General features: G+C 71.3%; 24 protein-coding genes. 7 read left to right on the top strand and 17 right to left on the bottom strand.

Annotated features, from left to right (window positions below):
• Positions 1 to 35: 35 nt before the first annotated feature.
• A complete protein-coding gene (locus GH747_RS05070; protein ID WP_149768419.1) occupies positions 36 to 422 on the top strand; it encodes a nuclear transport factor 2 family protein in 387 nt (128 codons plus the stop codon).
• Positions 423 to 431: 9 nt separating this feature from the next.
• Here GH747_RS05070 and GH747_RS05065 read toward each other — a convergent pair whose 3' ends face one another.
• The gene (locus GH747_RS05065; protein WP_149768418.1) at positions 432 to 932 is read right to left on the bottom strand and encodes a GNAT family N-acetyltransferase; all 501 of its coding nucleotides are present in this window, start codon (positions 930 to 932) and stop codon (positions 432 to 434) included.
• A 131-nt stretch (positions 933 to 1,063) separates the two neighbouring features.
• On the opposite strand from GH747_RS05065, the gene GH747_RS05060 reads away from it, so the two are divergent.
• Positions 1,064 to 2,017 carry a type IV toxin-antitoxin system AbiEi family antitoxin domain-containing protein gene (locus tag GH747_RS05060; protein WP_205602762.1) on the top strand — a complete coding sequence of 318 codons (954 nt, stop codon included), beginning with the start codon at positions 1,064 to 1,066 and terminating at the stop codon, positions 2,015 to 2,017.
• A gap of 50 nt (positions 2,018 to 2,067) precedes the next feature.
• On the opposite strand, the gene purL is transcribed toward GH747_RS05060, so the two are convergent.
• From purL to GH747_RS05045, 3 genes are read right to left on the bottom strand one after another with little or no spacing between them, the layout of a single operon-like run.
• Entirely contained in the window at positions 2,068 to 4,374 is a 2,307-nt protein-coding gene (gene purL / locus GH747_RS05055; RefSeq protein ID WP_149768417.1) for a phosphoribosylformylglycinamidine synthase subunit PurL, read from the bottom strand.
• 33 nt (positions 4,375 to 4,407) lie between these two features.
• The gene (locus tag GH747_RS05050; protein ID WP_149768416.1) at positions 4,408 to 4,728 is read right to left on the bottom strand and encodes a cupin domain-containing protein; all 321 of its coding nucleotides are present in this window, start codon (positions 4,726 to 4,728) and stop codon (positions 4,408 to 4,410) included.
• A complete protein-coding gene (locus GH747_RS05045) occupies positions 4,725 to 5,114 on the bottom strand; it encodes a VOC family protein (protein WP_149768415.1) in 390 nt (129 codons plus the stop codon). The genes GH747_RS05050 and GH747_RS05045 overlap by 4 nt, the downstream gene beginning before the upstream one ends.
• Before the next feature lie 76 nt (positions 5,115 to 5,190).
• On the opposite strand from GH747_RS05045, the gene GH747_RS05040 reads away from it, so the two are divergent.
• Positions 5,191 to 6,342 (top strand): GNAT family N-acetyltransferase, encoded by a 1,152-nt coding sequence (locus tag GH747_RS05040; RefSeq protein WP_163695296.1) that lies wholly within the window; start codon positions 5,191 to 5,193, stop codon positions 6,340 to 6,342.
• 205 nt (positions 6,343 to 6,547) lie between these two features.
• Here the strand turns inward: GH747_RS05040 and GH747_RS05035 are convergent, their stop codons facing one another.
• The 11 genes from GH747_RS05035 to GH747_RS04985 form a co-directional block, all read right to left on the bottom strand.
• Positions 6,548 to 7,393 (bottom strand): siderophore-interacting protein, encoded by an 846-nt coding sequence (locus GH747_RS05035; RefSeq protein WP_149768413.1) that lies wholly within the window; start codon positions 7,391 to 7,393, stop codon positions 6,548 to 6,550.
• Positions 7,394 to 7,416: 23 nt separating this feature from the next.
• The gene (locus tag GH747_RS05030) at positions 7,417 to 7,833 is read right to left on the bottom strand and encodes a VOC family protein (protein ID WP_149768412.1); all 417 of its coding nucleotides are present in this window, start codon (positions 7,831 to 7,833) and stop codon (positions 7,417 to 7,419) included.
• A gap of 35 nt (positions 7,834 to 7,868) precedes the next feature.
• Complete coding sequence (locus GH747_RS05025; RefSeq protein ID WP_228552777.1) at positions 7,869 to 9,089, bottom strand: Nramp family divalent metal transporter; 1,221 nt, start codon at positions 9,087 to 9,089, stop codon at positions 7,869 to 7,871.
• Between the two features lie 59 nt (positions 9,090 to 9,148).
• The gene (locus GH747_RS05020; RefSeq protein WP_149768410.1) at positions 9,149 to 9,637 is read right to left on the bottom strand and encodes a hypothetical protein; all 489 of its coding nucleotides are present in this window, start codon (positions 9,635 to 9,637) and stop codon (positions 9,149 to 9,151) included.
• Positions 9,634 to 10,047 carry a hypothetical protein gene (locus tag GH747_RS05015; RefSeq protein ID WP_149768409.1) on the bottom strand — a complete coding sequence of 138 codons (414 nt, stop codon included), beginning with the start codon at positions 10,045 to 10,047 and terminating at the stop codon, positions 9,634 to 9,636. Before GH747_RS05015 ends, GH747_RS05020 begins: the two co-directional genes overlap by 4 nt.
• 92 nt (positions 10,048 to 10,139) lie before the next feature.
• The gene (locus tag GH747_RS05010; protein WP_149768408.1) at positions 10,140 to 10,436 is read right to left on the bottom strand and encodes a GNAT family N-acetyltransferase; all 297 of its coding nucleotides are present in this window, start codon (positions 10,434 to 10,436) and stop codon (positions 10,140 to 10,142) included.
• 34 nt (positions 10,437 to 10,470) lie between these two features.
• Complete coding sequence (purQ, locus tag GH747_RS05005) at positions 10,471 to 11,139, bottom strand: phosphoribosylformylglycinamidine synthase subunit PurQ (RefSeq protein WP_149768407.1); 669 nt, start codon at positions 11,137 to 11,139, stop codon at positions 10,471 to 10,473.
• Positions 11,136 to 11,408 (bottom strand): phosphoribosylformylglycinamidine synthase subunit PurS, encoded by a 273-nt coding sequence (purS, locus tag GH747_RS05000; protein ID WP_149768406.1) that lies wholly within the window; start codon positions 11,406 to 11,408, stop codon positions 11,136 to 11,138. The genes purQ and purS overlap by 4 nt, the downstream gene beginning before the upstream one ends.
• 72 nt (positions 11,409 to 11,480) lie before the next feature.
• A complete protein-coding gene (locus GH747_RS04995; RefSeq protein WP_149768405.1) occupies positions 11,481 to 13,031 on the bottom strand; it encodes a long-chain-fatty-acid--CoA ligase in 1,551 nt (516 codons plus the stop codon).
• A gap of 132 nt (positions 13,032 to 13,163) precedes the next feature.
• Entirely contained in the window at positions 13,164 to 14,033 is an 870-nt protein-coding gene (locus tag GH747_RS04990; protein WP_149768404.1) for a phosphoribosylaminoimidazolesuccinocarboxamide synthase, read from the bottom strand.
• 9 nt (positions 14,034 to 14,042) lie between these two features.
• Positions 14,043 to 15,182 (bottom strand): serine hydrolase domain-containing protein, encoded by a 1,140-nt coding sequence (locus tag GH747_RS04985; protein WP_149768403.1) that lies wholly within the window; start codon positions 15,180 to 15,182, stop codon positions 14,043 to 14,045.
• A gap of 112 nt (positions 15,183 to 15,294) precedes the next feature.
• Between GH747_RS04985 and ccmA the strand changes: the two genes are divergently transcribed.
• Positions 15,295 to 15,936, top strand: a complete 642-nt coding sequence (ccmA, locus tag GH747_RS04980) for a heme ABC exporter ATP-binding protein CcmA (RefSeq protein ID WP_228552776.1) — start codon at positions 15,295 to 15,297, stop codon at positions 15,934 to 15,936.
• The gene (locus tag GH747_RS04975; RefSeq protein ID WP_149768401.1) at positions 15,933 to 17,468 is read left to right on the top strand and encodes a DUF6297 family protein; all 1,536 of its coding nucleotides are present in this window, start codon (positions 15,933 to 15,935) and stop codon (positions 17,466 to 17,468) included. Before ccmA ends, GH747_RS04975 begins: the two co-directional genes overlap by 4 nt.
• Positions 17,469 to 17,480: 12 nt before the next feature.
• On the opposite strand, the gene GH747_RS04970 is transcribed toward GH747_RS04975, so the two are convergent.
• Positions 17,481 to 18,428, bottom strand: a complete 948-nt coding sequence (locus GH747_RS04970; protein ID WP_205602761.1) for a helix-turn-helix transcriptional regulator — start codon at positions 18,426 to 18,428, stop codon at positions 17,481 to 17,483.
• Between the two features lie 82 nt (positions 18,429 to 18,510).
• On the opposite strand from GH747_RS04970, the gene GH747_RS04965 reads away from it, so the two are divergent.
• Together GH747_RS04965 and GH747_RS04960 are read left to right on the top strand one after the other, a co-directional pair.
• A complete protein-coding gene (locus tag GH747_RS04965) occupies positions 18,511 to 19,512 on the top strand; it encodes an ABC transporter ATP-binding protein (protein ID WP_323740623.1) in 1,002 nt (333 codons plus the stop codon).
• A complete protein-coding gene (locus GH747_RS04960) occupies positions 19,509 to 20,321 on the top strand; it encodes an ABC transporter permease (RefSeq protein WP_149768400.1) in 813 nt (270 codons plus the stop codon). The genes GH747_RS04965 and GH747_RS04960 overlap by 4 nt, the downstream gene beginning before the upstream one ends.
• 84 nt (positions 20,322 to 20,405) lie before the next feature.
• Here the strand turns inward: GH747_RS04960 and purB are convergent, their stop codons facing one another.
• Positions 20,406 to 21,827: an adenylosuccinate lyase gene (gene purB, locus GH747_RS04955; RefSeq protein ID WP_456085350.1), complete on the bottom strand. Its 1,422-nt coding sequence runs from the start codon at positions 21,825 to 21,827 to the stop codon at positions 20,406 to 20,408.
• Positions 21,828 to 21,948: the final 121 nt, after the last annotated feature.

The raw sequence follows: 21,948 nt of genomic DNA, 5'->3' as shown, positions 1-21,948 counted from the left end.
GGCACGCTGTCGCAGCGGCTCACTAGGGTTGCCGTATGCGATCGGATCCGCAGTCGTTCGCCGTCCAGTGGCGTGACGCCTGGAACGCCCACGACGTCGAAGCCGTGCTCGCCCACTTCGCCGACGACGTCGTCTTCACGTCGCCGGTCGCCGCCCAGCTCCTCGACGACAGCGACGGCGTGCTGCGCGGCAAGGACGCGTTGCGCGCGTACTGGACCGAGGGGCTGCGGCGCATCCCCGACCTGCGGTTCGAGGTCGTCGGGGTCTATGCCGGGCTCGACACCGTCGTCATCAACTACCGCAACCAGAAGGGCGGGCTCGTCAACGAGGTGCTGCACCTGCGTGACGGGCTCGTCGTCGAGGGGCACGGCACCTACCTGGCGGCCGGGGACGACGACAACCTCGCAGGCGCGACCCGCTGACGACCTCGGTCAGCCGACCGACTTCTCGAGACGGACGAGCGGCCGCCACGGCGGGTCGAACTCGCGGACGCCGCGCTCGGTGAACCCCAGCCCGGCGTAGTAGGCCCGCAAGGACGGGTTGGCGGCCGCGCAGTCGAGCCGCAGGATCGTACGACCGGCGTCGCGCACCCGCTCCGCCACCCAGTCGAGCATCACCGTCCCGAGCCCGCGGCCGCGGTGGGTCCTGCGCACCATCAGCCCGTGGACGTACAGCGCGTCAGCGTCCTCCGGCGCCACGAGGTCGTCCCAGATCCGCGGGTCGGCCTCCAGCACGCGCACCGTCGCGCTGATCGCGCCGTCGTCGCGCAGGAGCCACCACTGCTGGTCCGCGATCTGCTCGCGCACCTGGTCGGGGGTCACCTCACCGGGCTGCCACTGGACGAGCCCGGACGCGACCTGCCACCGCGCGAGGTCGTCACGCAGAGCGACGATGGCCTCCGCGTCACGGGCGTACGCGCGGGTCGGGAACACGGTGCCAGCCTAGGGGTCTGCTGCCTTGCTCGATCGTGCGGGATCCGTGCCGAATGGTGGCATCGATCCTGCACGATGAAGCCTGTGGACGAGGCACGCGCGACGGCGACCGCCCGGAGCACGCTGGTGCGGTGCAACCATGGGACGAGATGCTCGCCCAGCAGTCTGGGGTGATCGCGCGCCGACAGCTGCTGGACGTCGGGCTGCGGCCGCACCACATCCGGCGGATGCTGAGGCGACGTGAGTTGAGCCCACTCTTTCCGGGCGTGTACCTCGACCACACCGGCGCAGCGACGTGGAGGCAGCGGGCGTGGGGGGCTGTGCTGTACGCATGGCCGGCGGCGTTGTCGGGCGAGTCCGCGATCCGGGCCGCCGAGCGGGTACGCCTCGACTCCACCGCAGACGACGTCGTCGAGGTCGCCATCGACCGACGCCGTGATGTCGCGAAGCAGCCAGGGCTTCGCGTGACGCGTCGCAAGGACCTCGAGACGATGGTGTCGTGGAACCGGTCTCCACCCCGGCTGCACTACGAGGAGGCAGTCCTCGACCTGGCGACCGAGTGCGACGACAAGATCGACGGCGTCGCCGTGCTCGCGCGGGCGTGCGCGAGCCGGCGGACCACCGCCGACCGCATCCTGTCCGTGATGCGCCGGCGAGCTCGGGTCAGGCGGCGCCGTTGGTTCCGGGCCGTGCTCGCCGACATCGCCTCAGGGACGCATTCGGTTCTCGAGCACGGATACCTGCGCCGGGTCGAACACCCGCACGGACTCCCCGCTGCACGCCGACAGCTGAAGGCGGTGGGGAGCGAGGGGACGGTCTATCGCGACGCGGACCTTCGATTGCTCGTCGTCGAGCTCGACGGCCGGATCTACCACGAGAGCGCCACGCAGCGCGACAGCGATCTCGACCGTCACCTCGACGTCCTCGTCGAGGGGCGCCCCACCGCGAGGCTGGGTTGGGGCCAGGTGTTTCGCTGGCCGTGCCGTACGGCGGCGAAGCTCGCGCTGATCCTTCAGCAGCACGGGTGGACCGGAGAGCCAGAGCGTTGCGCCTCCCCTGACTGCGCGATCGTGGACGGCGCGTGAACGTGCAGGATCGGTGTCAGCCTGTGGCACCGATCCTGCACGATGAAGGATCAGGCGCCCATGACCGCCGGGATCGTCGCGGTCCAGCGGTCTCGGAGCTCCGTGACCGGGATCGAGAACTGCCCCTCGACGGCGAGAGCGTCGCCACCGGTCGTCCCGATCCGAGTGACCGGCACCCCGTACGAGGCGGCGAGCGCCGTGAAGCCCTGTAGGTCCGAGGCTGCGACGGTGACGAGCGCCCGTGCGGCCGACTCGGAGAAGAGCGCCTCGAACACGTTCCTGTCGAGCCCAGCGCCCTCGAACGCCACCCTCGCGCCGACGCCGTTGCGGATGGACGCCTCGGCGAGCGCAATCGCGAGACCACCGTCGGACAGGTCGTGGGCGGCCGTCGCGAGACCCTGCTTGGCGACCTCCACCATCAGGTCCGCCAGCGCCTTCTCGGCCGCCAGGTCGACCTGCGGCGGAACCCCGCCGAGGTGCTGGTGCGCGACCTGCGACCACGCCGAGCCGTCGAGCTCGTCGCGCGTCGTGCCCAGGACGAGCACGACGTCGCCATCCGCGCGGAAGCCCTGCTTGATGCGCTTGGTGACGTCCTCGACGACGCCGAGCACCCCGACCACGGGCGTCGGCAGGATCGCGGTCTCGCCGGTCTGGTTGTAGAACGACACGTTGCCGCCGGTCACGGGGATGCCGAGCACCGCGCAGGCGTCCTTGAGGCCAGCGGTGGCCCGCTCGAACTGCCACATCACCGCCGGGTCCTCGGGCGAGCCGAAGTTCAGGCAGTCGGTGACCGCGAGCGGGAGGCCGCCCGAGACACCGACGTTGCGGTACGACTCGGCGAGCGCCAGCTGCGCGCCGGCGTACGGGTCGAGCTTGGCGAACCGCCCGTTGCAGTCGGTCGACACGGCGACACCGAGGTTGGTGTCGTCGTCGATGCGGATGACGCCGGCATCCTCAGGCTGCGCGAGAACGGTGTTGCCGCGGACGTAGCGGTCGTACTGGTCGGTGATCCACGACTTGTCCGCCTGGTTCGGCGAGCTCAGCACGTCGAGCAGCGTCGTACGGAGCTCGTCGCCGCTCGCCGGACGCGCGAGGGAGGCCGTCGTGTCGGCCTGGAGAGCGTCCTGCCAGTCCGGGCGGGCGTACGGCCGCTCGTACGTCGGGCCGTCGTGCGCGACCGAGCGCGGGGGCACGTCGACGACGGTCTCGCCGTGCCAGTCGATCACCAGACGGCCCGTCTCGGTGACTTCGCCGACGACCGTCGCCTCCACGTCCCACTTGGCGCAGATCTCCATGAAGCGGTCGAGGTGCCGAGGCTCGACGACCGCCATCATCCGCTCCTGCGACTCGCTCATGAGGATCTCCTCGGGCGAGAGCGTGGAGTCGCGCAGCGGGACCGTGTCGAGCTCGACGTGCATGCCGCCGTCCCCCGCGCTGGCGAGCTCGCTCGTCGCGCACGAGAGGCCGGCCCCGCCGAGGTCCTGGATGCCGGCGACGACCTCGGCGTCGAACAGCTCCAGCGTGCACTCGATCAGGAGCTTCTCCATGAACGGGTCGCCGACCTGGACGCTCGGCCGCTTCGCCGGGCCCTCAGCGTCGAAGGTCTCCGACGCCAGCACCGACACGCCGCCGATGCCGTCACCGCCGGTGCGCGCGCCGTACAGGACGACCTGGTTGCCCTCGCCCGACGCGTGGGCGGTGTGCAGCTGCTCGTGGCGCAGGACGCCCACGCACAGCGCGTTGACGAGCGGGTTGCCGAGGTAGGTCTCGTCGAAGACGACCTCGCCCCCGATGTTGGGCAGGCCGAGGCAGTTGCCGTAGCCGCCGACTCCGGCGACGATCCCCGGCATCACGCGCTTCGTGTCGGGTGCGTCCAGCGGGCCGAAGCGCAGCGGGTCCATCACGGCGACCGGGCGGGCGCCCATCGCGAGGATGTCGCGGACGATGCCGCCGACACCGGTGGCAGCGCCCTGGTAGGGCTCGACGTAGCTCGGGTGGTTGTGCGACTCGACCTTGAAGGTGACCGCGTAGCCCTGCCCGACGTCGATCACGCCGGCGTTCTCACCGATCCCGGCGAGCGTCTTGCCCAGCGGCGTCTCCTGCGGGAGCTCGCCGAACTTCTTGAGGTGCACCTTGCTCGACTTGTAGGAGCAGTGCTCGCTCCACATAACCGAGTACATCGCGAGCTCCGCCCCGGTGGGCCGGCGGCCCAGGATCTCGCGGATCCGGGCGTACTCGTCGGCCTTCAGGCCCAGGTCGGCCCAAGGCTGCTCGTGGTCCGGGGTCGCGTCGGCGTGCTCGACGGTGTCGAGGCGGAACTTGGCGGGCGGGGCGGTGGCGGCAGGCGCGTCGGTCACGACACCAGGGTAGTCGGCGCCTCCGAAGGCCCCCTACTCCAGCCACTCCGTGACGAAGGTCGGGCTCGCATGGATGTGCGTGGCACGGTAGCCGCCCGGAAGCACCGAGAACTTGTGCGGAGTGTTCGCGGGCACGACGAGCACGTGGCCCGCCCGGCCGACGACCTCCTCGCCCGCGACCGTGAACAGGGCGCTCCCGGCGTGGATGACGAACGTCTCGGCGTACGGGTGCTGGTGCAGCCGCGGCCCGCTCCCCACGACGTCGGTGTCCTCCTGGATGATCGAGACTCCGGCGTCGTAGGCCTCACCCTCCACGTTGTCGGTGGAGGTGACTTCGATGAGGTGCGCGCTCATCCTGTCGGTGTCGCGTTCTCCCAGAGGCCCATCACGTTGCCCTCCGGATCCTTGAAGTAGGCGGCGTAGCCCATGTCGCCGACGGCCTCCTTCTTGCCGACCGCGGTCGCACCCAGCGACTCGAGCTTGGCGATCGTCTCGTCGATGCTGTCGACGGCGATCGTCAGGGACGGTCCCGTGAACGGCTCCGTCCGTTGGAACATGCCGCCGTTGATGTATCCCGGGCTGCTCGGCATCTGGTCGTCGCCCACCGGGCCGGTGACGACCATCGTGTAGTCGAGGTCCGGCATCTCAGCGACCTCCCAGTCGAACGCGTCGCGATAGAACGACCGCGCACGGTCACCGTCGGCGAACGGGATCTCGAAGTGGACGATGCTGTTGGCCATCACGGGCTCCTCGCGTGTCGTACGGAGTTCCGAGAATCCCTTCGACCGTAACCCGACCTGCCACTACGGTCGAGCGATGGAGATCCGTGACCTGTCGCCCGACGACCTCGACCCCGCGCTCGACGTCCGCTCCCGCTCGTTCGGCCCGATCTCGGGGGGCGACGTCGAGCAGTGGAAGGCGATGGTGCAGCGCTCGATCGACGGGAAGCGGGTGCTCGCCGCCTACGTGGACGGGGCAGTCGTCGCCACAGCCCGGATCAACAGCTTCGGCCAGTGGTGGGCGGGTCGCCGGGTCCCCATGGCCGGGATCGGCGGGGTCGTGGTGGCTCCCGAGCACCGTGGCAGCGGCGTCGGGTCGGCGCTCATGCAGGGCATCCTCGAGCGGTCGCGTGAACTCGGATTTCCCTTGTCCGCGCTGTATCCGGCCACCACCGCCCCGTACCGGGCCGTCGGATACGAGGTCGCCGGCGCCCGGCACGTCGTGGAGATCTCGACCGACACGCTCCGCCGGCTGTCCGGTCCCGACGTGCCGCTCCGTCGCGGCGGCCCCGACGACGCTGCCGAGATCGCCCGCCTGATCGGCGCGACGGCAGCGCACGCCCGCGACTGCGGGCCGTTCGACTGGGAACCGGTCGAGATCGCGCACGACCTCGAGGACGACGAGATCCTCACCTACGTCGCCGACGACGGCGTCCTGTCGTACTCGTTCGGCAGGGAGCGCTTCGACGTCCAGACGATCGCCGCCACGTCGGAGTCCACGCTGCGCGCGCTGTGGCGGATCGTCGGGTCAGGCTCGTCGGTGCTCTCGACCGTCCGCGTCGCCCTCGCGCCTCACGACCCCGTGTGGTGGATGATCCCGGACAACGTGATCACGACGCGGGCGACCCAGTGGTGGATGCTCCGCCTCGTCGACGCGCCCGCTGCGATCGCCGCGCGAGGATTCCCGCCCGGTCTCGAGATCGAGGTCCCGTTGACGCTGAACGACCCGCTCGACGCAGCCGGGTCGGGCGCCTACACGCTGATCGTGTCCGACGGCGCCGGCCGGCTGGAGCGCACCGAGCTCGGCGACGGGGTGGCCCTGGGGCCCCGCGGCGCGGCAGCGGTGTACGCCGGCACGCCGCTCGCGACGCTGCGCCGGTCGGGCCTCGCCGAGGGCGGAGACCCAGAGACGGATGCGCGCATCGACGCGGCGTTCGCAGCGACGCCGTTCATGGTCGACTACTTCTGAGCCCGCGTCTTCCGCCGGTCGACGAGAGCCCGCACCCTTCCGCCGGTCGAGTAGCGGGCGAGGAACGAGCCCGCGTCTTCCGTCGGTCGAGTAGCGGGCGAGGAACGAGCCCGCGTCTTCCGCCGGTCGAGTAGCGAGCGAGGAACGAGCCCGCACCCTTCCGCCGGTCGAGTAGCGGGCGAGGAACGAGCCCGCGTATCGAGACCTACGCCGGCGTCTGCGCGCTCTTCCAGGCGCGGAAGCCCTCCTCGGTCTCGCCGCGGCGCCAGTAGCCGGACAGCGAGAGCCGGTCGCGCGGGATGCCGCGCTCGGTGAGGAAGTAGGCACGGAGCTGCTTGAGCAGCCCGGACTCGCCGTGCACGAACACCTGCGGCTCGCCCGGGAGCCAGTCGAGGCCGCGGACGGCATCGGCGATCAGCGTCGTCGAACCGGCCGGCGCGCCGTCGCGGTGGAGCCAGGTCATCGTCACGTCAGCCTCCGACACGACGGGCTGCTCGTCCTCGGGACCGTCGACCTCGACGAACGCATGCACGCGAGCTCCGGCCGGCATGCCCTCGAGCGCCGCGAGCACAGCCGGGAGTGCGGCCTCGTCGCCGGCCAGCAGGTGCCACGGCGCGGCGGGATCCGGAGCGTAGGCGCCGCCAGGGCCGTTGAGGTGGATGACGTCACCGACCTTGGCGCGCTTCGCCCAGGGCCCGGCGACGCCGGTGTCTCCGTGGACGACGAAGTCGAGCGTGATGCGGCTGTGGACGAGGTCGATCGCCCGCAGCGTGTAGGTGCGGACGACCGGCTGCGCCTCGCTCGGGAACTCCTCGCGGACGAAGTCGAGGTCGAGCGGGTCGGGGTAGTCGAAGCCGTCGGCGAGGAACACGAGCTTCACGTAGGAGTCCGTGAATCCGCCGAACTTCCGGGCGAACTCGTCGAACTGGTGGCTGGAGAGCACCACGCGCTGCATGTGACGCGTGAGCCGCTCGCTCGAGACCACCTCGAACTTGATCGGGCTACGGCGAGCCTTCGCCGTGGACGTCGGGGGCTGCGTCGTCGTGCTCATATCAGGCAACCCTAACTGAGCCGTCAAGGCAGGACGGAGGCACCGATGGGGCCTGGGTTGAAGGCGATCTCCCAGGCGAATCCGTCGAGGTCGAGGAAGTAGCCGCTGTAGCCGCCCCACTCCCGCTGCGTCCCCGGCGACCGCACCGTCGCTCCCGCGGCGGCAGCCACGGCGAGGACGGCGTCGACCTCGGCGGGGCTCGCCACGTTGTGGGCGATCGTCATCGGCGCGAGCCCCGGGCCCGTCGCGATCGGACCGACCTCCTCCTCGAACGCGGCACGGTCCCACAACGACAGCACCACGTGCTCGCCGACCGCGAGCATGAGGACCTCGCCCGGGACGTATAGGCTCTCCTCCCACCCGAGCCCGTCCACGAAGAAGGCACGGCTGCGGGCGACGTCGCCCACGGCGAGCGTGAGGAAGCTGATGCGCTGGTCCATGCTGACCACCCTAGGCGTCGCCGCCGACGAGACGCTCAGGCGAACGTGAGCACCAGCAGCGCGACGTTGAGGGCGATGACGACGCCCGCGATCGCGGCGGCGACCACCGTCGTGACTGGTCGGTTGACGTCCTCCCCCATCACCGACCGCTTGGCCGTCAGGATCAGCAGCGGGATCAGGGCGAACGGGATCCCGACCGAGAGCACGACCTGCGACACCACGAGCGCGCGCGACGGCTCGATGCCCATCACGAGGACGACGAGCGCCGGGATCACGGTCACCACGCGGCGTACGAGGATCGGGACGCGCGCCCGCAGCAGCCCTTGCATCACCTCGGCGCCCGCGGCGCAGCCTACCGACGTCGACGCGAGGCCGGACCCGAGCAGCGCGACGGCGAACAGCAGCGCGACACCCGCGCCGAGCTCGGACGTCATCAGGGCGTGCACACCGGCGAGGGTCGCGGTGCCGTCCTGGCCGGACAGGCTCGACGCGGCTGTGAGCAGCAGGGCGAGGTTCAGCGTGCCGGCCACCACCAGCGCGACCACGACGTCGACGCGCGTCGCCGCCAGCAGGTCCGGGATCGATCGGCGGACCCCCCGTTCGCCGAGGCGTCCCGCGGTCAGCCCGGAGTGCAGGTAGATCACGTGCGGCATCACGGTCGCACCGATGATCGCCGAGGACAGCAGGACGCTCTCCGCCCCGTCGAACCGGGGCACCAGGCCCTCGATGGTGGCCCCGGGGTCGGGCGGCGCCACGAAGAGTCCGGCCGTGAACCCCACCGCGATGAGCAGCAGGAAGCCGATGACGACCCGCTCGAGCGTGCTCTGGCCGAACCGGTCGCCGATACGGAGCACGAGCATCGAGACGGCCACCGTCACGAGGGCGCCGGCGACGAGCGGGAGGTCGAACAGCAGGTACAGCGCCACGGCGCCACCGACGACCTCCGCGATGTCCGTCGCCACGGCCACGGCCTCGGCCTGGAGCCAGTACGCGATCCGCGCGGGCCGCGGGAGCGCCTCCCCCACATGCGTGGCGAGCGACTGGCCGGTGACGATGCCGAGCTTCGCCGACAGGTACTGGACGACGACGGCCATCGCGTTCGCCAGCACGACCACCCAGACCAGGGTGTAGCCGAACGTCGCCCCCGCCGTCACGTTGGTGGCGACGTTGCCGGGGTCGACGTACGCGATGGCTGCCACGAACGCGGGGCCGAGCAGACCTACGCTCCGGGGCAGGCGCGGGGAACGGACGAACACGCCCACCAGCATGGACCATCACGGGCGGGCCCCGAAACCGAGGCGCCGCTTCAGTCCCGTCAGACCACGACGTACCAGGAGTCGCCCGCCTCGACGAGCACGAAGACTGCGTTCAGCATCGCGACGGGCGCCCCGACGACCTGGTGCGGACGCACCGTCGCGCTGTTGCCCTCGACCGTCGCCCCGCGGACCTCGATGTCGCGGTAGGCCTCGAGGAGCCGCGGGTCGAGGTCGTCGAGCTTCGCGCGGAGCTCACGCTGACAGCGCCGCTGGCCGGAGATCGTGGTGATCGGGAAACCGTCGGGTGCGGCCACGCTGCACGCAGCCTCCACCTCGCCCGTGCCCAGCGCCCTCAGCATCCGCTCGAGCGTCTCCGACGGCGATCCCGACCAGCTCTCGGCCGCCGCCGCGCTCGGGCGCGCCGGGAGCCCGGACGATCCGGTGCTCGTCGTGAGTGACAAGAGGGCCACGCCCAGCCCGACCACCACCATCGCGACGACGACCGGCACCGTGCCACGCCGCCGCCCAGAGCCGGCGTGCGCGCTCATGTGCCCACCACGTACCACTTGCCGTTCAGGCGGACGAGGTCGAAGACCGACTGGGCGTACGCTGCGGGCGCCCCCGCGACCCGCGACCCGGTGATCGCGATCGTCGACCCGGAGGCCGAGACCGGCTCGACCTCGACCTCTCTGAGACGGCCCAGGTCCGACGGGCTCATACCCTCGGCGAAGATCCGCAGGCGCTCCGCGCACCCGGTCGCGTCGGCGTCCTCAACCGGTGTCCCGTCGATGACCGTCATCTCGCACGCCACCGCGTACTCGCCGCTGCCGATCGCCACCAGCATGCGTTCCAGAGTCTCCGCTGGATCATCAGCCGGCCCCTTCCCCGCGCCCCCGACGAGGCTGAGTGCAGCCACGGCCGACACGGTGATCGACCACGTCACGAGCTTTGCGACCACGAGAACCCCTGCTGACGAACGAAGCCGAGCCGGGGGTCGTCTCGATCCTCACCCGGCTGGGCGAGGTGCGCTACTCGAGGGGTCGAAAGAGGTCAGCCGCCGGCGACGAGGTCGGCGTACTCGGGGTGCTTCTCGATGTAGGAGGCGACGTACGGGCAGGTCGGGACAACCTGCCAGCCCTTGGCGCGGATGTCGTCGAGCGCCGCCTTGGCGACCACGCCCGCGAGCCCGCGTCCGCCCAGCTCGGGGCGTACCTCGGTGTGCACCAGCTGCCGGACACCGGGACGAGGATCGCGGTAGACGATCGTGCCGCCGAGGTCGCCGTCGACCATCAGGTCGTAGCGCTGATCCTCGGTGTTGTCGTGGACGTCGACGACTGACTCGACCATGGGGGCTCCTTCGTACGGGGGGTGCTTTCGGCGGCTACTTCACGAGGGCGCTGAGCACCGACGTGAAGAAGCCGAGCCCGTCCGTGCCAGGACCGCACAGGTCCTCGACGGCGTGCTCGGGGTGCGGCATGAGACCGACGACGTTGCCGCGCTCGTTGGTGATGCCGGCGATGTCGCGCAGCGACCCGTTGGGGTTGTCGTCGAGGTAGCGCGCGACGACACGGCCCTCGCCCTCCAGGAGGTCGAGCGTGAACTCGTCCGCCACGAAGCCGCCTTCGCCGTTCTTGAGCGGGACGACGATCTCGTCGCCGGCCTCGTAGCTGCTCGTCCAGGCGGTGGCAGCGTTGTCGATGCGCAGACGCTGGTCACGGCACACGAACTTGCGGTGGTCGTTGCGGATCAGCGCACCGGGGAGCAGGTGGGACTCGCACAGGATCTGGAACCCGTTGCAGATGCCGAGCACCGGCATGCCGCCGTGGGCTGCGGCGACGACCTCGGTCATCACCGGCGCGAACCGCGCGATCGCTCCGCAGCGGAGGTAGTCGCCGTACGAGAAGCCGCCCGGCAGGACGACCGCGTCGACCGACCGCAGGTCGTGGTCGCCGTGCCAGAGCGCGACCGGCTCTGCTCCGGCGAGGCGTACGGCGCGCTGGGCGTCGACGTCGTCGAGCGACCCGGGGAAGGTGACGACGCCGACCTTCACGCCGCGCCGCCCTCGGCGCTGACGGACTCGTCGACTCGGACCGCGTAGTCCTCGATCACGGGGTTGGAGAGGAGGGTCTCGGCGATGTTGCGGATCTCGGCGAGCCGCTCCTCGGTGATCTCGCCCTCGACCTCGAGCTCGAACCGCTTGCCCTGGCGGACGTCGGCCACTCCACCGAAGCCGAGGCGGTCGAGCGCGCCGTGAACGGCCTTGCCCTGGGGGTCGAGGATCTCCGGCTTGGGCATGACGTCGACGACGACACGAGCCACGATGGCACTCCTTGGGAGGCGGGACGGGATTCCGGCGGAAAGTCTACCTGCCGCCGGAATCCCGTCTCGACGTCAGATCTCGCGCTTGAGGATCTTGCCCGTGGCGGTCATCGGCAGGGAGTCACGGAACTCGACGATGCGCGGGTACTTGTACGCCGCCATCTGCTCCTTGGCCCACGCGACCAGCTCCTCCTCGGTGGTCTCGTCGCCGGGGTTCTTGATGACGACGGCCTTGACCTCCTCGCCGTGGCTGTCGTGAGCGACGCCGATGACCGCGACCAGCGAGACCGCCGGGTGGGTCATCAGCACCTCCTCGAGCTCGCGCGGGTACACGTTGAAGCCACCGCGGATGATCATGTCCTTGGCGCGGTCGACGATGTAGTAGTAGCCGTCCTCGTCCTTGCGGCCCAGGTCCCCCGAACGGAACCATCCGTCCTTGATGACCTCGGCCGTCGCCTCGGGCCGGTTGTAGTAGCCCTTCATGATGTTCGGGCCCTTGATCGCGATCTCGCCGATCTCGCCGAGCTCGGTGACCTCGTTCCACTCCGGGTCGATCAGCTTCATCTCGACGTCCGGGATCGGCTTGCCGATCGAGCCGGGCCGCGGCTCGGCGCCGAGGGGCGCGAAGCTGGCGACCGGGGAGGTCTCGGAGAGCCCGTACCCCTCGAGGATGTCGACGCCGAAGCGTGCCTTGAACTCCTTGATGATCTCGACCGGGAGCGACGAACCGCCCGCGGCCGCGACCTTGAGCGTCGCGCCGACCTGCTCGGCGGTGATGTCGCTGCCCTCGAGGCCGCCGAGCAGGCCCCAGTACATCGTCGGCACGCCCGCGAAGAACGTGATGCCCTCGCCGACGATGAGCGAGAGCGCGGCGTTCGCCTCGAAGCGCGGCAGCATCACGACGGTGCCGCCGTAGGCGAAGCCGGCGTTCTGGATGACGGTCTGGCCGAAGGAGTGGAACAGCGGCAGCACGCAGAGGTAGGTGTGCGGCTCCTGCGCGTCGGCGCCGAACAGACGGTCGGCGACGAGCGCGTTGCTCAGCATGTTGGAGTGCGACAGCTCAGCGCCCTTGGGCTGGCCGGTCGTGCCGCTGGTGTAGAGGATCACCGCGGTGTCGGAGTCGGCGGTCTCCACCGTCTCGTGCGTCGGCGGCTGGTTGCCGACGGCGGCCGCGAACGTCTCCGCGCCCTCGATCGGGGACGGTGCGGTCGGGTCGGCGGTGATGAGGAAGTAGTGCTCGCAGCCGTCGGTGGCGTTGAAGCCGTCCCACGTCTCCTGGCCGATCGGCAGGTCCGGCGTGCCCTGGAAGGCGAAGAGGGCACGAGCGTCCGAGTCGTCGAGGTGGTACGCGACCTCGCGACCCTTCAGCAGGATGTTGAGGGGGACGACGGTCGCGCCGGCTTTGAGGATGCCGTAGTAGACGATCGAGAAGTACGGGAGGTTCGGGCACGCCAGCGCGACCTTGTCGCCGTGCCCGATCCCGCGCGAGGCCAGGAGGTTCGCGACCTGGTTGGCAGCGGCATCGACCTGCGGATAGCTCAGTCGCATGTCGCCGAAGACGATGGCGGTCCGGTCGGGGAATTCCGCCGCCGAGCGCTCGAGGAGGGAGGCCAGATTGCTCACCGAAGATGCTCCTGTCAGGAAGGGTCGTCATGGCTCCGCACCAGCGCCGCCACAGGGCTACCGACGAGTACGGGTTCCCCAAGAGTGACATGCGGCACGTGACGGGCGTCGCATCGGGGTGACGACCGGCGGCTAGAAGGTCTCGCCGGTCAGCGTCTCGTACGCCTCCAGGTAGCGCGCCCGCGTCTTCTCGACGATGTCGTCGGGCAGGCGCGGCGGCGCGGTGTCCGAGACGCGGTCCCAGCCCGACTCCGGCGAGGTGAGCCAGTTGCGGACGAACTGCTTGTCGTACGACGGCTGAGCGTGGCCGGGCTCCCACTGGTCGGCGGGCCAGAACCGCGACGAGTCGGGCGTCAGAAGCTCGTCGGCCAGCACCAGGGTGCCGTCGGCCCGGACCCCGATCTCGATCTTGGTGTCGGCGACGATGATGCCCTTCGCGCGGGCGATCGCCTCGCCGCGGGCGTAGACCTCGAGGGTCAGGTCGCGCAGCGACGCGGCGAGCTCCTCGCCGACCATGCCCGCCACCTGCTCGTACGAGATGGGCTCGTCGTGGCCGCCGTACGCCGCCTTCGTGCTCGGCGTGAAGATCGGCTCGGGCAGCCGCGACCCGTCGGTCAGCCCGTCGGGGAGCGTGATCCCCGAGACGACTCCCGACTCGCGGTAGTCGAAGAGGCCCGACCCGGTCAGGTAGCCGCGGGCGATGCACTCCACCTGCACCATGTCGAGCCGCTCGACCTCGATGCCACGCCCGGCGACGACCTCGGGGACGTCGGTGGAGACCACGTGGTTGGGCGCGACGTCGCTGAGCTGGTCGAACCACCACAGCGACATGCGGGTGAGGATCTCGCCCTTGTCCGGGATCGGCGGGTCGAGCGCGTGGTCGTACGCGGAGATCCGGTCGCTGGCGACCATGAGCAGGTTGCCGCTCGGCAGGTCGTACAGGTCGCGGACCTTGCCGGAGTAGACGTGGGTGGCTCCGGGGACGTCGTACGGCGCGCTCACGGTGAGAGTCTAGGCGTCGACGCAGGCGTACAGCGTGCGCAGGTAGCCTGCGCCACGGTGCGAGCCGAGCAGGCCGTTGCCCATGCGGTTCATGGCGTACGTCGCCGTCATCTGCCGGTCGAGGTCGTTGACGACGTACGAGCCGCCCCAGCCGCCCCAGTGGCAGATGCGCCCCTCGGGGAGGTACGGCTGGGTCGCCGGGTCGACGAGCGCGTAGCCGATCCCCCAGCGCAGTGGTGCGCCGAGGACGAGGTCGGGGCCCGAGGTCTGCTCGTCGAAGATCAGGTCGATCGTCCCCGGGCTCAGCAGCTTGTGGCCGCCGACGACGCCTCCGTTCGTGATCGCCGACTGGATCCGCGCCAGCGAGCGGGCGTTGCCGTGCCCGTTGGCTCCGCCGATCTCGGCGGCGCGCCACCCGTCGGTCAGCGCCACGGTCGCGTGCAGCGGCGGGCCGCCGAGGGTCTGCATCGCGAGAGGTCCCGGCTGGACACCCGGCGGCATCTCGACGCCGGTCGGGGCGATGATCGGGCTCACCCGGGGGTACGCGTCGCGGGGCAGGCCGATCGTGAAGTCGGCGCCGAGCGGGCCCGCGATCTCCGCCGCGACGAACTCCGCCAGCGACTGGCCGGTGACGCGGCGTACGACCTCGCCGACGAGGTGCCCATAGTTGATCGCGTGGTAGCCGGAGGCAGTGCCGGGCTCCCACCATGGCGCCTGCGCCGCGAACCGCGCCGCCGCGGCCTGAGCGTCGTACAGGTCCTCGACCGTGCACGGCTGGTCCATCCCCGAGACTCCGGACGCGTGCGCGAGGAGGTGGCGGACCTCGACGTCAGCCTTCCCGTTCGCGGCGAACTCCGGCCAGTAGGCGGAGACCTTCTCGTAGACGTCGACCAGCCCCCGCTCGTGCAGCACGAGCGCGGCCAGCGCGGTGACGGTCTTGGTGCACGACCACACGTGCGTGATGGTGTCCTCAACCCACGGCGTCGTCCGCGCGGCGTCGGCGTGCCCGCCCCAGACGTCGACGACGGTTCGCCCCTCCTGCACGACGGCGAGCGAGGCGCCGACCTCATGGCCTGTGTCGACCCGCCGGGCGAGCTCGTCGACCAGCGGTTGGAAGCGGTCGTCGTACGTGCCGTGGATCTCGGCCATGCGGGGCTCCTCGAGGCAGGGGCTAAGCGTCCGCTCACCTTGCCACCCCCCGCCAGGGGTGTCGAGCCGCGGTCCACGCGGACGGTTCGGACGGCGGTGGCAGACTGACGCGGTGAGCCGCAAGTCGAAGAAGACGCCCACGTCCCTGGTCTCGGTCACCGATCTCGAGCACGCGTACGGGCACCGGGTCGTCTTCGACCACCTGTCCTTCCACGTCCGTGCCGGCCGCTGCCTGGTGCTGCGCGGGCCCAACGGCTCGGGCAAGACCACGCTGCTGCGCTGCCTCGTGGGCGAGCGTCCGACCTCCGGCACCGTCACCTTCGACGGCCGTCGCGTCGACGAGTCCGACCCGCGCTTCCGCGCCGACGTGGCGACCGTCCTCGGGGATCTCGACTTCTTCCCCGACCTCACGGTCCTCGAGCACCTCGACCTGCTCGCCCGCGCCCACGGGCAGGCGCCCGAGCAGGCCGACGAGGTGCTGGAGGCGGTCGGCATCAGCGACGTACGCGACCAGTTCCCGGGCACACTCTCGTCGGGACAGCGCCAGCGGCTGGCGCTGGCGACGGCGTTCGTCCGGCCGTACCGGCTGCTGGTCCTCGACGAGCCCGAGCAGCGGCTCGACACCGACGGCCAGGCGTGGCTCGCACAGCGACTCGCCGCCGACAAGCGCGCCGGTGCGGCGATCGTGATGGCCACCCACGACCCCGACCTCGCCGCTGCCGTCGGCGACGACGTCCTCGAGCTCGGCGCGTGAGCGAGACTGTCGCGGCTGCCGCCGCCGTCCCGTCGGTCCGTGCATTCCGCCGTCAGCTCACGCGCGCCCGCCGCGCCCACGCGAACAAGACGTGGCTGCAGGTCGCCGAGGACGCCTACGTCGCGCTCTTCACGCTCGCGATGCTCGGGGTCGTCGTCGGCGCCGCGATCGCCCAGGTCCACCATGAGCTTCTGGGGTGTCCCACCGCCGGGTGCGCTGCCGTGCGGGAGGAGCTGCCGGTGGTGGTCGCGCTCGGCACGGTCGGCGCGGTCCTCCATGCGCTCGCGTCGATCGGTCCCGTCGTCAGCGGCAGCGCGACCGGCCAGTGGGTGCTCGCGACACCGGTCGCGCGCGGCGGGCTGCTCCGACGGCCGTACGCCGCCGCGCTGGGCGTCGCTGTCGCGGTGTGCGTGGCGTTCCCGGGGGTCGCGCTGGCCGGGACGATCGCGTCCCCGGCGACGATCGTCGCAGTGCTGGTGGGTGCCGTCGGGACCGGGCTCCTGACCACGGCGCTCGCGACGGCTGCCCAACCGCATCCGGGACTGCGGCGTGCCGTCGGCGTGACGGGCGACGCGCTGCTCCTGGGCGCCCTCGTGCTCGCCGCCGCTATCGCGTACGGCCTCTCGTGGGAGCTCACGGTCGACGCGTCGGTGTCGCTCGCCGTCGCCGGCGTCGTGGTCGTCGCGGGCCTCGTGGCCGCGGTCCTGGCGACCCGCCGCATCTCCCGGCTGAGCCGCGCCGACGTCGAGCCCGGCGGCGCGCTGGTCGCCGGCCTGACCGGCGCGGCGTACGGGCTCGACCTCTCGTTGGTCGGCGAGCTGCTCACCGCGCGCCGGTTCAGGCTGCTGGGTGCACGAAGGTCGCGGCGCGGGCTCGGACGGGGGTTCGGTGCGGTGGTCGTGCGCGAGGGGATGCGACTCGCGCGGTCGCCGCGCCGGCTCCTCGGCCTGGCGGCCGCCGCGGTCGTCGTCCAGGTCGGTGCGGCCGTCGGCCTCGGGTCGCTCGCCGTCCTGGTCGCGGCGCTCGCCGGCTACGCGGCCACGCGGTGGACGACCGCGTCGCTGCGGATCGTCTGGCGGTCGCCGGGGCTGCGACGCGCATTCGGGCTCGACGACCTCGCCCTCCTCGTCGCGCTCGCGGTGCCGGGCGGTGTCGTGGCCGCACTGTGGTCGGTCGGCATCACGATGCTCCTTCCGGGCGGGTCCGTGGTCGAGGTCGTCGTGCTCACGCTGGCGATCTGGAGCGGGATCGTGCGCTCGGCCGCCTCGGCGGCCCCACGGTTCGACGGTCCGCTCGTCACCAGCCCGATGGGTGCACTGCCGCCCGGGATGATCGTCTCCGTCGTCCGTGGACCGGACGTTGCCGTGCTCGGCTCTCTCGCGCTCACGCTCGGCGCGTCCACGCTGTGGTCTGTCGCCGTCGCCGTGCTGGTCGCAGCGTTCGCGCTGTGGCGGGCGATCAACGCCGTCGGGGACACTCGCCCGTACACGGAGCGGCTGCAGGAGGCGACCGCCGAGAAGCGCCGCTCCTGACCAGTCCGCAGGTCAGACGCCGGCGAGCAGCCCGCCCGTACGGCGCAGGTGCTCGATCAGCTCGGGCGGCTCGGCCTGCTCGTACGGCGCGCCGACCGCCGCGAGGACGAACACGACCCAGTCGAACGTGTCCACCGTCATCGTGACGCGCGACCGGCCGTCACCAGCCGCCTCGACCGTGCCCCACCGCCGGACCGCCTGCTTCACCTGCGCGGGCGGCGCATGCACCGTGAAAGCCACGTCGATCGTCGGCCGCAGGGCGGCGATCTTCTCGCTCACGAACGTCGCCGCGTCAGGCGCCGGCAGCTCCCGCTGGCGGAACCGCGTCCCTGTCGCACGCGGCTCGGACATGCGATCGACACGGAAGGTGCGCCAGTCGCCCCGGCCGAGGTCGTACGCCACGAGGTACCAGCGGCGGCCGCGCGAGACGAGCCGGTGCGGCTCGACCGTACGGCGGCCGCCCTCGCCGTCGGCCCGGCGGTAGACGATCTCGAGCCGCTCGTCGTCGCGGCACGTCTGCGCGAGGACCGAGAGCAGCACCGCGTCGATGGCAGGACCGCCGTACATCGGTCCTCGGTCGGTGTAGTCCTGGAGCGCCTTCACCCTGCGCCGCAGCCTCGGCGGCATCACCTGCACGATCTTGCTGAGCGCGCGGACCGTCGCGTCGTCGAGAGCGCTCGTCCCCGTGCCTGCCGACGCCTGCAACCCGACCGCGATGGCGACGGCCTCGTCGTCGGCGACCAGCAGCGGGGGCAGAGACGCGCCGGCCTGGAGCTGATAGCCGCCGGCGGCGCCGCGGGTCGCGTCCACGGGGTAACCGAGGCCGCGGAGCCGGTCGACGTCGCGCCGCAGCGTGCGCTCGCTGACGTCGAGCCGGTCGGCCAGCTCGGGCCCCGTCCAGTAGCGGTGCGTCTGCAGCAGGGACAGCAGTCGCAGCATGCGTTCGCTCGAACCAGCCATGTTCTCCTCGATCCTTCCGGTTTCTCAGCATAGGGGCTGAATCAGGACAGAACCTGACCGGAAGCCGCGAGAACGTAGAGCCATGGACACCATGATCGAGACGCGGGGACTCACCCGTGAGTTCCACACCGGCAAGAAGACCGTCACCGCGGTCAAGGACCTCGACCTTCACATCGCACAGGGCGAGATGGTCGCGCTGCTCGGCCCGAATGGCGCCGGCAAGTCGACGACGCTCCGGATGCTCACCACGCTGCTCGCACCGACGACGGGGAGCGCAACGGTCGCCGGTCACGACGTCGTGACCGACCAGCGCGCCGTCCGTCGCGCGATCGGCTACATCGGCCAGGGCAACAGCGCCGCGCACGCGCAGCGCGCGATCGACGAGCTCGTCGTCAGCGGACAGTCGTACGGTCTGTCCCGCACGCAGGCGCGCACGCGCGCCGCCGAGCTGATGGAGTCGCTGGGGCTGTCTGAGCAGGCGAAGCAGAAGGTGATGACGCTCTCGGGCGGGCAACGGCGCCGGCTCGACATCGCGATGGGGCTCATCCACGCGCCGGGTCTGCTGTTCCTCGACGAGCCGTCGACCGGGCTCGACCCGCAGAACCGCGCGAACCTCCAGGAGCACATCCTCGACCTCCGCCACCGGCACGGAGCGACCGTCGTCCTGACGACGCACTACCTCGACGAGGCAGACGCACTCGCCGAGCGCATCGTGGTCGTCGACAACGGCCGCGTCGTCGCCGACGACACCCCGGCCGCTCTCAAGGCCGACCACGCCGGCGACCGCATCGCCCTCACGTTCTCGTCGCCCGGCGACGCGTCGCGGGCCGCCGAGCGCGCCTCCGCCGCTCACCCGGCCGCGCAGGTCACGCACACCTCGCGCGCCGTCGACATCCAGGTCGCCGGCGGGTCCGGGATCGTCGCGGGCCTCCTCGGCGACTACGCCCAGGCCGGGATCACGCCCTCGACCGTCGAGGTCGCGCGTCCGACTCTCGACGACGTCTTCCTCTCCCTCACCGGTCGGAGCCTGCGCGAAGGCCGCACCGACACCAGCATCGACACCCTCGAGGAGGTGGCGGCATGAGCGCCGTCGACACCCACCCCACCCGTACGCCCGACGCGCCGGCGCCGGTCAGCCGAGCGACGAGCCCTCTGCACGACACCGCCCTCGTCTTCGTACGCGAGCTGCGGCCCGTCGTCCGGGACCCGTTCTCGGTCATCTTCGGCATCATCCAGCCGCTGTTCTTCCTCGGGCTGTTCACACCCCTGCTCGTCGCGTCGTCGGGGCAGTCGACGGCCGACACGCTCCAGTGGTTCGTGCCCGGCGTGATCGTGATGCTGGCGCTGTTCGGCACGTCGACCACGGGAGCCAACCTGCAGTTCGAGATGCAGACGGGGTCCCACGAGCGCACGCTCGTCAGCCCGCTGTCGCGCTCGTCGCTGATGATCGGCCGCGCCCTCAAGGAGATCGTCCCGACCATCGTGCAGGCGCTGGTGATCGTCGGGGTCGCGGTGCCGTTCGGGTTCCGCCCTGACCTCGCCGGGCTCGTGGTCGGGCTGGTGGTGCTGTCGGTGTTCTGCGTCGGCCTGGGCGCGCTGTCGTACGCCCTCGCGCTCGCGGTCAAGGAGAACCAGTGGGCCTTCTGGGGTGTGCAGCAGACGCTGCTGTTCCCGCTGATGCTCCTCGCCGGCATCCTGCTCCCGCTGCAGGGGGCGCCGGGCTGGCTCGAGGCACTCTCGAAGGTGAACCCGCTGACCTACGTCGTCGATGCCGAGCGTGCGCTCATCGAGGGCTCGTGGAACGGTGACGCCGTCGCGGGCGCCGCCGCGGCTGCCATCACCTGCGTCGTCGGGCTCGTGGTCGGTGCGCGGGCGATGCGAGCGAGCAGCTGACGCACGACCCTGCACGAACGACGAGGGATCCCGGCCATCTGGCCGGGATCCCTCGTCGTCGTGTGCGTGTCCGCCGCGGGCAGCTCAGAGGATGTCGCCGGGGCTGTACGCCGCCGCCTGCGGGTGACGTGCGGCCAGCTCCTCGACCTGGGCGACGACCGCCTCGACCTGCGGCACGGCTGCCCCGGTGAACGTGAGGGGCTCGGCGACCAGCGCCTGCAGGTCCGCCTCGGTCAGGCCGAGACGCTCGTCGGCGGCGAGCCGGGCGAAGAGGTCGTTCTCGCTCGTGCCCTTCTCGCGCATCTCGAGCGCGACGCCGACCGCGTGCTCCTTGATCGCCTCGTGCGCCGACTCCCGGCCGACGCCGTGGCGGACCGCGGCCATCAGGACCTTCGTGGTCGCGAGGAACGGCAGGTAGCGGTCGAGCTCGCGCTGCACCACCGCGGGGAACGCCCCGAACTCGTCGAGCACCGTCAGGAACGTCTCGAAGAGGCCGTCCGCAGCGTAGAACGCGTCCGGCAGCGCAACCCGGCGTACGACGGAGTCCGAGACGTCGCCCTCGTTCCACTGGTCGCCGGCCAGCTCGCCGATCATCGCGAGGTAGCCGCGGAGCACGACCGCGAATCCGTTGACGCGTTCGCACGAGCGCGAGTTCATCTTGTGCGGCATCGCCGACGAGCCGACCTGACCGGGCTTGAAGCCTTCGGTGACGAGCTCGTTGCCTGCCATCAGGCGGACGGTGGTCGCGAGGTTCGACGGCGCGGCGGCGAGCTGCACGAGCGCGCTGAGGGCGTCGAAGTCGAGCGAGCGCGGGTACACCTGGCCGACGCTGGTGAGCACGTGGTCGAACCCGAGGTGGTCCGCGACGCGCTGCTCGAGCGACGAGAGCGCCTCACGGTCGCCGCCCAGGAGGTCGAGCTGGTCCTGCGCGGTGCCGACCGGACCCTTGATGCCCCGCATCGGGTAGCGCGCGATGAGCTCCTCGATCCGCTGCACCCCGACGAGCATCTCGTCGGCGACCGTCGCGAACCGCTTGCCGAGCGTGGTCGTCTGGGCCGGCACGTTGTGGCTGCGCCCCGCCATCACGAGCGCCTCGTGCTCCGTGGCACGCGCGGCCAGCCGCACCAGCGCCGCCACCGCGCGATCGCGCACCAGCGCGAGCGACGAGCGGACCTGGAGCTGCTCGACGTTCTCGGTGAGGTCGCGCGACGTCATGCCCTTGTGGATGTGCTCGTGGCCGGCGAGGGCGTTGAACTCCTCGATGCGGGCCTTCACGTCGTGGCGCGTGACGCGCTCACGGGCCGCGATCGAGTCGAGGTCGACCTGCTCGACGACCGCCGCGTACGCCTGGATCACGCCGTCGGGGGTCTCGATGCCGAGGTCGCGCTGCGCCTCCATGACGGCGATCCACAGGCGCCGCTCGAGCACGATCTTGTGCTCGGGGGACCAGATGCGGACCATCTCGGGCGAGGCGTAGCGGAGAGCGAGCACGTTCGGAGTCGTCACGTGCTCCATTGTCCCAGGTGCCGCCCACGTCCCCGATCTGGGCATGTCAGGCCCTGAGGACCGCCGCCGGGAACTCGCACAACTTTCCACTTGCATAAGTGGAAAGCATTCCCCTAAGGTT

This window comes from Mumia xiangluensis (assembly GCF_010994095.1).
Taxonomy (GTDB): Bacteria; Actinomycetota; Actinomycetes; order Propionibacteriales; family Nocardioidaceae; genus Mumia; species Mumia xiangluensis.
This window is presented reverse-complemented; position numbering and strand designations above follow the sequence as displayed.